Annotated in this window: 11 protein-coding genes; 2 read left to right on the top strand and 9 right to left on the bottom strand. The window is 71.1% G+C overall.

The window, feature by feature from the left end; translation table 11 throughout:
• Positions 1 to 106: 106 nt before the first annotated feature.
• The 9 genes from ACFYZS_RS16565 to rfbB form a co-directional block, all read right to left on the bottom strand.
• Complete coding sequence (locus ACFYZS_RS16565) at positions 107 to 1,234, bottom strand: hypothetical protein (protein ID WP_389012271.1); 1,128 nt, start codon at positions 1,232 to 1,234, stop codon at positions 107 to 109.
• A gap of 65 nt (positions 1,235 to 1,299) precedes the next feature.
• On the bottom strand, positions 1,300 to 3,945 hold the full coding sequence (locus ACFYZS_RS16560; RefSeq protein WP_389012268.1) for an N-acetylmuramoyl-L-alanine amidase: 2,646 nt from the start codon (positions 3,943 to 3,945) through the stop codon (positions 1,300 to 1,302).
• A 160-nt stretch (positions 3,946 to 4,105) separates the two neighbouring features.
• Positions 4,106 to 6,046: a hypothetical protein gene (locus ACFYZS_RS16555; protein ID WP_389012265.1), complete on the bottom strand. Its 1,941-nt coding sequence runs from the start codon at positions 6,044 to 6,046 to the stop codon at positions 4,106 to 4,108.
• Positions 6,047 to 6,117: 71 nt separating this feature from the next.
• Positions 6,118 to 7,020, bottom strand: a complete 903-nt coding sequence (locus ACFYZS_RS16550; protein ID WP_389012262.1) for a glycosyltransferase family 2 protein — start codon at positions 7,018 to 7,020, stop codon at positions 6,118 to 6,120.
• Between the two features lie 9 nt (positions 7,021 to 7,029).
• Positions 7,030 to 7,467 (bottom strand): DUF2304 domain-containing protein, encoded by a 438-nt coding sequence (locus ACFYZS_RS16545; RefSeq protein ID WP_389012259.1) that lies wholly within the window; start codon positions 7,465 to 7,467, stop codon positions 7,030 to 7,032.
• Positions 7,467 to 8,153: a glycosyltransferase family 2 protein gene (locus tag ACFYZS_RS16540; protein WP_389012257.1), complete on the bottom strand. Its 687-nt coding sequence runs from the start codon at positions 8,151 to 8,153 to the stop codon at positions 7,467 to 7,469. Before ACFYZS_RS16540 ends, ACFYZS_RS16545 begins: the two co-directional genes overlap by 1 nt.
• Positions 8,154 to 8,221: 68 nt before the next feature.
• Positions 8,222 to 9,553 (bottom strand): lipopolysaccharide biosynthesis protein, encoded by a 1,332-nt coding sequence (locus ACFYZS_RS16535; protein WP_389012254.1) that lies wholly within the window; start codon positions 9,551 to 9,553, stop codon positions 8,222 to 8,224.
• A complete protein-coding gene (gene rfbD / locus ACFYZS_RS16530) occupies positions 9,550 to 10,491 on the bottom strand; it encodes a dTDP-4-dehydrorhamnose reductase (protein WP_389012252.1) in 942 nt (313 codons plus the stop codon). Before rfbD ends, ACFYZS_RS16535 begins: the two co-directional genes overlap by 4 nt.
• Complete coding sequence (gene rfbB, locus ACFYZS_RS16525) at positions 10,488 to 11,465, bottom strand: dTDP-glucose 4,6-dehydratase (RefSeq protein ID WP_389012249.1); 978 nt, start codon at positions 11,463 to 11,465, stop codon at positions 10,488 to 10,490. The genes rfbD and rfbB overlap by 4 nt, the downstream gene beginning before the upstream one ends.
• Before the next feature lie 83 nt (positions 11,466 to 11,548).
• Here rfbB and rfbA point away from each other — a divergent pair, with 83 nt between their 5' ends.
• Together rfbA and rfbC are read left to right on the top strand one after the other, a co-directional pair.
• Positions 11,549 to 12,424 carry a glucose-1-phosphate thymidylyltransferase RfbA gene (gene rfbA / locus ACFYZS_RS16520; protein WP_099889939.1) on the top strand — a complete coding sequence of 292 codons (876 nt, stop codon included), beginning with the start codon at positions 11,549 to 11,551 and terminating at the stop codon, positions 12,422 to 12,424.
• Entirely contained in the window at positions 12,421 to 13,023 is a 603-nt protein-coding gene (gene rfbC, locus ACFYZS_RS16515) for a dTDP-4-dehydrorhamnose 3,5-epimerase (RefSeq protein ID WP_386171010.1), read from the top strand. Before rfbA ends, rfbC begins: the two co-directional genes overlap by 4 nt.
• The last annotated feature ends 36 nt before the right edge of the window (positions 13,024 to 13,059 follow it).

Genomic DNA, 13,059 nt, shown 5'->3' with positions numbered 1-13,059 from the left:
CAATCGGGCCGAAGAGAATACCCCTCCCCGGTGAGTGGTCAAACCGCGCCACGCAGTGGAACGGCCCGGGCCCCGCTTGGGGTCCGCCCGGGCCGCCCCACGCGCCTCAGGTGCGCGAAAGACTCCCGCAGCCCTCCGGCACGCCGGAGTCGATGCTCTTGCTCCGGTCGTACGGGTCCACGGGCGTGCCCGAGGGGGCGGGACCGGTGCGCGCGTCGTCGGAGAAGACGGGGTGCAGGTATCCGTCGTGGACCTCGCAGGCGCTGTTGGCGAGGTCGACGTTGTACTTCTCCAGCCAGATCCTGCCGACGGTGGCCTGCCACTTGCGCGGGTCGGCGATCGAGAAGGTGATCTCGCGCCGCACGATGGTGCGCTCCACCTCCTCCGCGCCCGGCTTCGCCTTCACGAACGGGTAGACGAAGGTGTAGTCGGCCTGCACGTTGGCCTGGCCGGCCTCCTTGCCCGGTTCCACCCACATCCGGCCGCGGACCTTGACCACGTCGCCCGCCGGCTTCAGCTCGGCCGGCTTGACCCGGGTGAACAGGTGCAGCGGGTCGTTCTCCTTCGTCGGAGCCGTCAGCGAGGCCTCCACGCGGCTCAGCTCGTCCGCCAGCTTCGGGTCCAGCAGCTCCAGCGCCGCCGCGGGCCGCTCCCCGCGCAGGGTCGCCGGGTCCAGGTTGGCCGCGACCAGGAACCGCTTGGTCTTCTCCAGCGCGTCGGCGACCTGCTCCTTGCTCATCCCGCCGACGGCCTGGGCCTCCGGGAGCTCGATGCCGGCCGCCCCGTCGGCCCACTGGAGGGCCGGGGAGCCCTTGAAGGGCTCCTTGAGCGTCGGCCGGTCGGGGTCGAGGGCCGAGGGCGCGGCGCTGGGCCGGGCGGTCTCGGCGGGCAGCGGCTCACGGGCCTGCGCATCGCGCCCGGCCTTGCCGGTGACCCGGTCGATGACCAGCTCCGGGCGTACGGCGATCAGCGCGAGGGCCGCGATGAAGACCACCGCCGCCGCGGCCTTGAGCCGCCGCTTGCCCCTGCCCCGCGCCCGCATCTCCTGCCAGGCCGGGCCGGTGCGCCAGCCGGGCGGCTCGGCGGACTCGGCGCGCAGCCGCGCGGTGACCATGCGGGCCCGGGCCGAGGGCTCCTGCGGCGCCTGGCCGGCGCCCTCCCGGGCCTGCTCCATGAACCGGGCCCACTCCTCGTCGGAGAGCTCCGGTCTGCCGTCGTTGTCGTTCTGTCCCATGTCCCGCCCCTGAAAGGACGGGGCCCCCGGGACCAGGTCCCGGGAGCCCCGCTGAAACGTTGCTGCTACTTGCTGAAGTAGCCGGTGATGTCCGCGATGAGGTCCACGGTGCCCTGGTTGTTGAAGAAGCTGACCTTCCCGTCCACCACGGGGACGACCACCAGGTTCGGGATCGTCTGGCCGGGGGTGAAGTTCAGGTTCGAGGCGCTCGTACGGGTCGTGCCGCTCGGGTAGACGGACACGAAGCTCGGCTCCGTCGGGTTGGTCGCCGTCACGTTCAGGACCACCGCGGTGACCCCGCTCGCCGGGATGCCGTTCGTACCCGCCACCTGGAGCGTCACGACACCGCCCGCACCGACCTTCGCCTGCGGAACACCCAGACCCGCACGCGTGTCCATCAGCCGCTTCGGGCCGATGTTCGTGTGCGAGGCCCCGTCACCGGCCGAGGTGAAGTAGCCCGTGATGTCCGCGATGAGGTCCACGGTGCCCTGGTTGTTGAAGAAGCTGACCTTCCCGTCCACCACCGGGACCACGACCAGGTTCGGGATGGTCAGGCCGGGGGTGAAGTTCAGGTTCGAGGCGCTCGTACGCGTCGTACCGCTCGGGTAGACCGACACGAAGCTCGGCTCCGTCGGGTTGGTCGCCGTCACGTTCAGGACCACCGCGGTGACCCCGCTCGCCGGGATGCCGTTCGTACCCGCCACCTGGAGCGTCACCACGCCGCCCGCACCGACCTTCGCCTGCGGAACACCCAGACCCGCACGCGTGTCCATCAGCCGCTTCGGGCCGATGTTCGTGTGCGAGGCCCCGTCACCGGCCGAGGTGAAGTAGCCCGTGATGTCCGCGATCATATCCACGGTGCCCTGGTTGTTGAAGAAGCTGACCTTCCCGTCCACCACCGGGACGACCACCAGGTTCGGGATCGTCTGGCCGGGGGTGAAGTTCAGGTTCGAGGCGCTCGTACGCGTCGTACCGCTGGGGAACACCGACACGAAGCTCGGCTCGGTGGGGTTCGTGGCGGTCACGTTCAGGACCACGGCGGTCACACCGGCCGCGGGGACGCCGTTCGTACCGGCCACCGGCAGCGTCACGACGCCGCCCGCACCGACCTTCGCCTGCGGCACGCCGAGGCCCGCACGGGTGTCCATCAGCCGCTTCGGGGTGACCGGGGTGAACTTGGCCGGCTTCACCTCCGAGACGACCTTGACGGGCAGGGTGGTGGAGGTCTTGCCGTTGACCGCGTTCGCCTTGACCTGGACCTGGTGGGTGCCGCTGGTCACGATCGAGGTCGCCGTACGGGCCGTACCGGAGGTCGTCGCGGCCGGGACCCCGTCGACCAGGACCTCGAACGAGCCGATCCGGTCGCTCGTCGTGCTCGTCGACCAGCCGACGGTCAGGACGCCGTCGGAGGTGGCGTCGACGCCCGACTGGACCGGGACGCCGTTGACCGTGCCGATCTTCAGCTGCGCGGCGGGACCGGAGGTGCGGATCGAGTCGAGCTGGCCGTACAGCTGGTTGCCCGGGCACTCGGTGTTGAAGCCGTCCCGGTGGCCCGAGACCGTCCTGAACGGGTACTGCTTGCCGGCCTCGAACGCGGTGCCGAAGTAGTTGGTCTGCGCGACGGCCGCGGTCAGCGTCGTCGTGCCGTTCATGTCGCCGTCGTACTGGCCGAGCTTGTACGCCGCGATCCGGGAGATGGCGTCCTGGGCGGCCGCCGAGGCGCCCCCGGCGTTGTAGTCGCCGAGGACGGCGATGCCCTCGGAATCGGTGTTGAAGCCGTACGTGTGCGCACCCAGGATCGCCTGGTCGATGCCGCCCTGGCGGCCCTCGAAGATCGTGCCGCACTTGTCGACGAGGAAGTTGTAGCCGAGGTCCCGCCACCCGTTGGTCTTCACGTGGTAGACGTGGATGCCGCGGACGATCGCCGCGGACTGCGAGCAGTCGTACGGCTGGGTGTCGGCGGTGTGGTGGACGAAGACCGCCTTGATCCTGCCGCTGGTCTGGTAGAGCGGGCCCTCGTTGTTCAGCGACTCGTCGGCGCCCCACGCGACGCGGGAGACCACGTTCGGCTGGGGGGCCGTGGAAGCCGGGCCCGGGTCGACCGTGGTGGCGGCCGAGGCGGCCGGGGCCGCGTTCAGGGTGGCCGTCCGCGCGTCGCCGCTCTGCCGGGCGCCGTTCTTCTTCGCCTTCGCGCCGCCCTGCTTCGCCGGGGCGGCCGAGCCGCCCGGGTCCACCAGGTTCAGCTCCAGCCCCGCGGGCAGTGCGCCGCCGCCGCTGATCCGTACCTCGGCACCGTCGGAGGCGCCGACCCACACCGGCTCCGTCGAGCCGTGTGCGCCGGGGCGTACGCCGTCCATCCCCGGCTTCACCGGGTCGAGGGCGATCCACTTCGACCACGCGCCGGTCTTGGCGTCGCGGGCGCGGGCCTCGATGGTGCCCTTCACCTCGGCCGCGGGGTCCGTCCAGGACACGCCCAGCAGGCCGAAGGGCTCCGTTCCCCGCTGGGAGAGCACGGCCTCGCCGGAGCCCTTGGGCTGGAGGGCGAGCTTGTGCACCTCGCCCTCGACCGGTCCGGTCTCCTTGGCGCCGGCGCTGTACGGCTTCGCCGTCCCCCCGTCACCCGGGGCAGCCAGTTCGGCTCCCCCGGCCATTCCCTGAATGCCCAGCACCGCTGCGGCGCCGAGCGCGGCCGCCAGAGCGGTACCGCGCACACGACTCAGTCTCACGTCTGTTCCCCACCCCTGTGGCTTGCGCGCAATGCGACACGACTGTCGGGGCGGATGCTACTGGTCGGTTCCGACAGTTGGTAAAGGCGGGGTCATGAAAGAACCGGCCGACGCGGCGTCCCGGGGCCACCGGACCGCGCCGCCGTCACCTCTGCTGGACTTCCTTGCCGGTCCGGTCGGCCTCCTTGCGGGCCTGCCGATCGGCCTCGGCGTCACGCTCGATGTCCGCCCGCGAGCGCACGCGCTTGGGCGCCTTCATCCCGCAGACGCTGGGCCAGTCGTCGGCCACGATGCCGGCGCACCAGATGAAGTCCTGGATGGGGCCGGGCTTCCAGTCGTCCTTCTCGATGTCCCAGCAGTTCTCGCGGGGCGAGAAGCGCGGGCAGCTGCCGTCCCGCTGCTTGATGACGTGGGCGCGGTACGCGTCGATGCCCATCGTGTCGACGTCGGACGAGGGCATGTAGCGGTTGACCGACCAGGACGCGCCCATGGTCGCGAACAGCGCGACCACGCACACCATCCCGGCGGCGAGCTGGCGGACCACCCGCGGCGGGATGACCCGGGCGAGCCCGGCCGCGGAAGCGGAACCGGAAACGGAAGCGAAGTCGGAACCGGAACCGGCTCCGGCAGCGCGGCGGCCCAGCGTGCGCTCGATCCACCCCGTGCCCCGGTCGACCACGGCCATCATGCCGAGCACGGCCAGGATCATCAGGCAGTACATGATGATCCACGTGGTGCGCGGGTAGAGCTGGATGGCCTTGTCCTGGGCCATGTGCCCGGCGAACCAGAACCGGGCCAGCCAGGCACCCGCCAGGACCGCCGCCGCGGTGCGCACCATGATGTTGCGCAGCCCGAGGCCGAGGCCGAGGCCCACCGCGAACAGCAGCAGCAGGGCGAAGCCGCTCTGGCCCGCCATCTCTCCGGCCACCGGCCAGGTCTGGTACGTGAGGGTCCCGGAGCGGTCCGAGACCCAGCCGAGGACGTAACCGGGGTCGGCGTACACGGCGAGGAAGGCGTAGCGGTCGGGGTTCTCCGAGCCCAGCCGGGCCATCTGGTAGATCAGCGGGGCGCCGACGATGCCGGCCGACAGCAGCGTGACCCCTATGTACACGCCCGCCTTCTTGGCCGTGGCCGCGCCCTGGCGCCACGGGAAGAAGCACAGCGCGGCCACCAGCGCGCCCGGCGCGGCCCAGATGTACCAGCCGGAGTACCAGAGGAACAGCGCCCCGAAGGTCACGCCGAGGACGATGCCGCGCACCACCAGGTGCCGCGTGGCGCGCCGGCCGGCCAGGCGCATCTCGCGCAGCCAGTAACCGAGCAGCGGCAGCAGCACGATCATGACGATGTGGCTGTACGGGCGGATCGGGTCGAGGAAGAGCACCGTGGCCGGGACCGCGATCAGCAGCGCCCAGAAGGGCCGCAGCAGTATCCGCCAGGCCAGGTAGGCCATCGGGCCGGCCACCGCGGTGAAGAAGATCTGGAGGTCGTGCAGGGCGAAGCCGGTCTCGCCGCGGCCGTTGTAGCGGATCTTCGCCCAGAGGGCCATCAGGGCCGGGAAGGCGGGCGGGTAGATGCCCGACATCCCCTCGTGGTGCAGGAACGAGTTGGCCATGTCGATCAGGACGCCCGGGTCGCCCTCCTGGCCGCCGAGCGGGTGGGGCGTGCCGTGCAGGGCGACGACGATTCCGCCGGCGATCACGCCGGTGGCCAGGCCGGCCAGGGCCGCGCAGACCAGGCGCTTGACCAGCTGGTGGCGCCGGGCCGCGCCCCGGTGGGCGGTGTACAGCAGCAGTCCGAGCAGCGGCAGCCCGATGAGCGCGGCGTACATCTGGAGCGTGGCGAGGCCGCTGACCTGGCCGAGGCGCACGATCGGGTTCACGTCGATGCGGCGGCTCAGCAGCATGTAGCCGAGGGCCGCGGTGAGGCTGACGACGCCCTCGGCGACGGCGAGCACGCGGCGCCGGGAGGTCCAGGGGCGGCGGGCCCCCGAAGGAGAGGAGACCGGTCCGGCGTCCGCGGTCCCGGTACCGGTCCGGCTGTGCGCCGTGCCGGATGTTCCGACGACCTCGGGGGCCAGGTGTGTCATCTCAGTCCAATTCGGTCGCGGGTGTCACCGCGGGGCGGGGCCCGTCGGCCGCTGTCTGTCGTGCTCCGGGGTCAGTCGGCGCGCTGACCCGCGGTGAATGCGTGCTTGGCGAGCGTACGAAGGCCTTCGCGGTGTCCGCGGAGCAGCGCGCCGGGGAGCATGGTGATGGCGTGGAAGCGGGAGGCGCTGTGGAAGCGGGCGGCGCGCGCTGCCTTGGGCCAGCCCCGGGCGTCCATCCGGTCGGCCACCGCGGAGAAGTACCGCTCGGCCTCGGTGAAGCGGGTGCCGGAGAAGGCCTGCACCGAGGACTCGCTGACCGCGTGGCGGCGGTACTTGAAGACCGTCGTGGACTCGTCGATCAGCATCTGCTCGCCGAGTTCGAGGAGGTCGACCACCAGGGCCAGGTCCTGGATCACCGAGTACTCGTCGCGGAAGTTGACCCCGCGCAGGGCCTCGCCGCGCCAGCAGATGGACGGGAAGTACAGCCAGTTCCCGCGCAGCACGCTGGTGGCCAGCTCCTCGCCGCCCATCAGGCGCCGGCCCTTGACCTGCGGTGCGTACAGCCGCCGCTTGGTCTGGTCGGCCAGCCCGTACGCGACCGCGCCGGAGCCGTCGATCACCTCGACGCCGGGCTGGACCATGCCGATGCCCGGGTTGTCGGCGATGAGGCCGCGGACGGTCTCCAGGTAGTGCGGGTGGAGCAGGTCGTCGCAGCCCATGATGACGACGTAGTCGGCCTCGGAGAGCCGTACGCACTTCTGGAAGTTCTTGGTGATGCCGAGGTTCTGCTCGTTGCGGCTGTAGTGCACCCGCTCGTCGCCGAGGGCCTCGAACCAGCCCGGGACCTCCGGCTCCTTGCCGTCGTCGATGACGACGAGGCGGAAGTCCGGGTCCGTCTGGGCCAGGACGCTGCGGACGGCGTCCTGCATCAGCTGCACGTCCCCGTAGTAGGGGAGCATGAAGTCGAAGGTCACCACGGGACGTCAGGCCTTCACGGAGTCGGAGTCGGCGGGCTCGGGCTTCACCTCGGCGACGACGACCTCCGCCACGACGGGGACGGCCGGCGAACCGAGGCGCGCGTCGTTGTGGCGTGTTCCCTCGGCCAGGGCCACGGTCCGGGCCAGGTCGGTGAGCTTCTTCTCCAACGAGCGGAAGCGGAGGAAGGTGTTGAGGGTCAGGAAGCCCATCGCCAGCACCATGACGTACAGGACGAGGTCGGTGCCGCGGCCGACGCCGAGCTGGTGCGCCACCCACGTGACGTCCGTCGGGCGGAGCACGGCGTACACGTTGACGATGACGAACAGGGAGAACGCGATGCGCTTCCAGGCGCGGTTCTTCGCCTGGCCCCACGTCCGTATGAACATGAGGGCCATCGACACCGAGCCCGCGATGAGCAGCAGCTGGATCCAGAAGTACTTCATCAGCGGCTTCGCTCCCGCATCGTGATGTCAAAGATGATGTTGACGCCGTTGATCAGGGACTGACCCTTGGCGCGCGAGTACTCGGTGTAGAGGATGTCCACCGGGACCTCGGTGACGCGCAGGCCGGACCCGGCGAGGAAGCCGACGATCTCCGAGGCGTGCGCCATGCCGTTCATGGTGATGTTCAGCTGCTCGGCGGCCTTGCGGCTGAGCACGCGCAGGCCGTTGTGCGAGTCGGTGAGCTTCAGCTTGCGGGCGGTCGGGCTGACCGACGCGGCCGTGCGCAGCACGACGCGCTTGATCCACGGCACTTGGCCGTTCTGCTCGATGAAGCGCGAGCCGAGGACCACGTCGGCCTCGTCGTCGCGCAGCACCCGGACCATCTTCTCGACGTCGTGCGTCTGGTGCTGGCCGTCCGCGTCGAACGTCGCGAAGTAGCGGGCACCGGGCTGCGCGAGGGCGTACTTGAGACCGGTCTGGAGGGCCGCGCCCTGGCCGAGGTTGACCGGGTGGCGCACCAGGTGGGCGCCGGTCGTCGCGATGTGCTCGGCCGAGTTGTCGGAGCTGCCGTCGTCGACGACGACTATGTTCGGGAAGGTCTTGCGCGCTCCCTCGACCACATCGGCGATCACCTGGCCCTCGTTGTAGGCCGGGATGACCAGCCAGACGTCGTCGTATTGGGACACGGTAGCTCCAGCGGAATGTGGCACGTGCGCGTGCTCGGTGATCGGTGGGACGTCGGAAGCCGGCATGGTCACTCCCCGACCGCTCCGGCGCCCATGGGGCTTGCGGCGACCTTGTGCCCGGGTCCTTCGGTTGCGCCCGGAGCCGCTCCGGGGAACCTCAGCCTCAACACCGCCAGCATACCGAGCACGGTGGCGAGAGAGCCGAGAGCGTAGGCCAGGATGACGCGCAGGGCCACTTCGCCCGGTGCGAAGGTGACACCGATCAGGACGACGGTGCCGGCGGCCCAGCAGAGCAGTTGCAGGTTGTGCCGCTTGAATACCATCAGCGCCTGACCCAGGACCATCGCGAACATGTACGCCACGGTGCCGGCGGACAAAAGGAAGAAGTCGACTCGGCCCAGTACCGGTCCGGCGTCGAACAGCACCTTGATCAGCCACGGGCCGAGCACGGTCGCGGGCACGCCGCCGAGCAGCCCGAGCGCCCCGACGACCACGCCGATCCGGCGCAGCATCGCGGAGAACGCCGCCCGGTCGCCGGCGGTGTAGGCGGCGGTGAGCCCGCCGAGCAGCGAGGCCTGCAGCGAGCCGAAGACGAACAGCGGCACCCGGGCCAGGACCAGTGCGTTGAGCAGCGCCGCGATCAGCACGCTGTCGGTGGGGGCGAGCAGCTTGGTGCTCATCACCGCGGCGTTGACGACGACCTGGGACAGCAGGGTCGAGCAGATCAGCAGGCCGAGCCCGGCGGTCAGTTCACGCCAGGCGATCTCCTCGCCCGGCTCCACGGCACGCAGCAGCGTCGGCAGGGTGACCAGCGTCGCGGCGATCGGCGCGACGGCGAGGACCAGGCTGAAGGCGAGCGCCGAGTGCAGCCCGGCGACCGCGCAGCCGAAGGCGAGGGCGATGCGCAGCCCGCCGTCGACGGCGAGTTGGGTGCCGTACGCGCCGAACCGGCCGAGGCCCGCCAGGACCCCGCGGGTCAGGTAGCAGACGGCCATGCCCGTGAACGCGCCGCCGAGCGCCGCCACCAGAGCGCGGTCCCCGCGGAACAGCAGGTCCGCGATGGGGCCCGCGCCGGCGGCGAGGACGAGCAGGGTCGAGCCGAGGATCCCGGCGGTCAGGAGCGTGGCCCGGCGCAGCACGGGGGCCGCGCCCTGGCCGTGCACCACGCGCGCGGCGACGATCCGGGTCAGCTCCTGCTCGATGGGGAAGAAGATGCCGAGGCCGAGCGCCATCACGATCGTCCACAGCACCGAGACGTTCGCCATGGCGTCCGTGGACAGGCTGTGGCCGGCCACGCCCAGGTGGACGTACGAGGCCGCACCGAGCACGACAGTGCCGCCGGCCACCGCGACGGTGCCCGGCGGCAGCGCCGCGGTGAGCCTGCTCAGCAGGGACTTCATCCCGTACTGCCGTTCGCGGCGCGGTTCCTGGCGGCTTCGCCCAGCGCGGAGAACGCCGGGGCGGCCAGGGCCTCGGCGAGCTGCTCGCTCCAGTCGGCGAGCGGGGCCAGGCCGGCCTCGGCCCAGCGGTCGTGCGCGAGCACGCTGAAGGCGGGGCGGGCGGCCGGGCGGACGAAGGCCGCGGAGGTGGTCGGCCGGATGCGCTCCGGGTCGAGCCCGCTCAGCCGGTAGCTCTCGCGGGCCAGCCCCCACCAGGTGGTGCGGCCGCTCGCGGTGCCGTGGTAGACGCCGCCGGGCGCCCGGCCCGCCAGTGCCGCCAGGCCCAGCTCGACGAGGCGCCGGGCCAGCGCGTACGACCAGGTGGGCTGGCCGTGCTGGTCGTCGACCACGTCGAGGGTGTCGCGCTGGGCGGCCAGCTTGAGCATGGTGGCGACGAAGTTCGGTCCGTGCTCGCCGTACAGCCACGCGGTGCGCACGACGTAGCCGTCCTGCGGCAGCAGTTCGGCGACGGCCCGCTCGCCGATCAGCTTGGAGCGCCCGTACGCGTTGAGCGGTCCGGTGGCCGCGTCCTCGGCGTAGGGCTCCGTGGCGTCGCCGGGGAGCACGTAGTCGGTGGAGACGTGCAGCAGGCGCGCACCGGCCGCGGCGCAGGCCTCGGCGAGGACGCGCACGCCCGTGCCGTTGACGGCGGTGGCGGCCTCCTCGGCCGTCTCCGCGCCGTCGACGTCGGTCCAGGCGGCGCAGTTCACGACGACGGCGGCGCCCTCGACAGCGGCCCGGACGGAAGCCGGGTCGGTGATGTCGAGGTCGGCGCGGCGCAGGCCCTCGGCCTCGATCCCGGCGTCCTTCAGGACGGCCAGGACGTCCTGGCCGAGCATCCCGGCGGCGCCGGTGACGACCCAGCGGCCCGCGGCGGAGTTCGTGCCGTGCGCGCTCACTTCTGCAGGGCCGCCTTCGCCTTCAGCGGCTCCCACCAGGCACGGTTCTCGCGGTACCACTCGATGGTGGCCTTGATGCCGTCCTCGAAGGTGACCTGCGGGGCGTAGCCGAGCTCCGAGCCGATCTTGCTGATGTCGATGGAGTAGCGGAGGTCGTGGCCCTTGCGGTCCTCGACCTGCTCGACCATCTCCCAGCCGAGGCCGGCGGCCTCCAGCAGGACGCCGGTGAGCTCCTTGTTGGTGAGCTCGGTGCCGCCGCCGATGTTGTAGACCTCGCCCGCGCGCCCCTTGCGCATCGCCAGGTCGATGCCGCGGCAGTGGTCGGAGACGTGCAGCCAGTCGCGCACGTTGCCGCCGTTGCCGTACAGCGGGACCTTCTTGCCGTCCATCAGGTTCGAGACGAACAGTGGGATGACCTTCTCCGGGAACTGGTAGTGCCCGTAGTTGTTGGAGCAGCGCGTGACCACGACGTCCATGCCGTGCGTCCGGGCGTAGGCCAGGGCCAGCAGGTCGGACGAGGCCTTGGAGGCGGAGTACGGGGAGTTGGGCACCAGCGGCCACTCCTCGGTCCAGGAGCCCTCGCTGATCGAGCCGTACACCTCGTCGGTGGAGATGTGGACGAAGCGGCCGACGCCGTGCTTGCGGGCCGCGTCCAGCAGCACCTGCGTACCCACGACGTTGGTCATCACGAACGGGCCCGCGCCGGCGATCGAGCGGTCCACGTGGGACTCGGCCGCGAAGTGCACCACCACGTCGTGCCCGGGCATCACCTGGTCGACGGCCTCGGCGTCGCAGATGTCGCCCTTGACGAACTTGTAACCGGAGTGGCCGGCGACGGGCGCGAGGTTGGCCTCGACGCCCGAGTAGGTCAGCTTGTCGAAGACCGTGATCTGGGCCGATGCGTCTGCACCGAGCTGCTGCCGGACGAATTCTGAACCGATGAAGCCGGCGCCGCCGGTCACGAGGATGCGCATAATACGAAGAGTCTAGCCGCTCGTACACCACCCACCCGGCCCGGCCCGCGGCGCCCCCCGCGCTCTCGCATAGGGTTGGGCCCATGCGTGGAATTCTCTTGGCCGGTGGCACCGGATCCCGACTCTGGCCGCTGACCCGGGCAGTCTCGAAGCAGCTGCTCCCCGTCTTCGACAAGCCGATGATCTACTACCCGCTCTCCACCCTGGTCATGGCCGGAATCAGCGAGATTCTCGTCATCACCACGCCGGAGGACCGTGCGCAGTTCGAGCGACTGCTCGGCGACGGCTCCCAGTTCGGCATCCGGCTGGAGTACGCGGTCCAGGAGCGCCCCGAGGGCATCGCCCAGGCGTTCGTACTCGGCGCCGACTTCATCGGCGACGAGTCCGTCGCCCTGATCCTCGGCGACAACATCTTCCACGGCAGCGGCCTCGGCACGCGCCTGGCGGAGCACACCGATTCCAAGGGCGGCCGGGTCTTCGCGTACCCGGTGGCCGACCCGACCGCGTACGGCGTGGTCGAGTTCGACGAGAACGGCCAGGCCATCTCCATCGAGGAGAAGCCGGTCAAGCCCAAGTCCCGCTACGCGGTGCCGGGTCTGTACTTCTACGACAACCGCGTCGTGGAGATCGCCCGGAACCTGAAGCCCAGCGCGCGCGGCGAACTGGAGATCACCGCGGTCAACGACGCGTACCTCCAGGCCGGTGAGCTGAATGTCACCATTCTCGACCGCGGCACCGCCTGGCTGGACACCGGGACCTTCGTCTCCATGGTCCAGGCCTCGGAGTTCGTGCGCGTGATCGAGGAGCGCCAGGGCTTCAAGATCGGCTGCATCGAGGAGGCGGCCTGGCGGGCCGGCCTGATCGACTCCGCGCAGCTGCGCGAACTGGCCCAGCCGCTGCTCAAGAGCGGTTACGGCGACTACCTGATCGGCCTGCTCGAAGAGGAGTCCTCCCGGTGAAGTTCCGCCAGCTCTCGATAGAGGGCGCCTACGAGATCACCCCGCAGCTGCACGGCGACCCGCGCGGCCTGTTCACCGAGTGGTACCGCTTCGACAAGCTGTCCGAGGTCGTCGGCCACCCGCTGAACCTGGCGCAGGCGAACCTCTCGGTGTCCTCGCGCGGCGTGGTCCGCGGCATCCACTTCGCGGACGTCCCGCGCGGCCAGGCCAAGTACGTGACCTGCGTGCGCGGTGCCGTGCTCGACGTCATCGTGGACCTGCGGGTCGGCTCCCCGACCTTCGGCCAGTGGGAGGGCGTCCGCCTGGACGACGTGGACCGCCGCGCGGTCTACATCCCCGAGGGCCTGGGCCACGGGTTCTGCGCGCTGAGCGACGACGCCACGCTTTCGTACCTCTGCTCGGAGACGTACAACCCGACCGGCGAGCACTCGGTTCACCCGCTCGACGCGGACCTGGGCATCGAGTGGCCGGCGGACGTGCCGCTGCTGTCCGCCCGCGACGAGGCCGCGCCGACGCTGGCCGAGGCGATCGAGTCGGGCCTGCTGCCGGACTACGCCGCCTGCAAGGAGTTCACCGAGTCCCTGCGCGTGACCGGCTGACGCCTTCCCGCAGGGCACGAGAGGGCCGCACCCCGT

This window comes from Streptomyces sp. NPDC001903 (assembly GCF_042891345.1).
Lineage (GTDB): Bacteria > Actinomycetota > Actinomycetes > Streptomycetales > Streptomycetaceae > Streptomyces.
Note: the sequence above shows the minus strand (reverse complement) of the source record. Positions and strands in the feature narration are given on the sequence as shown.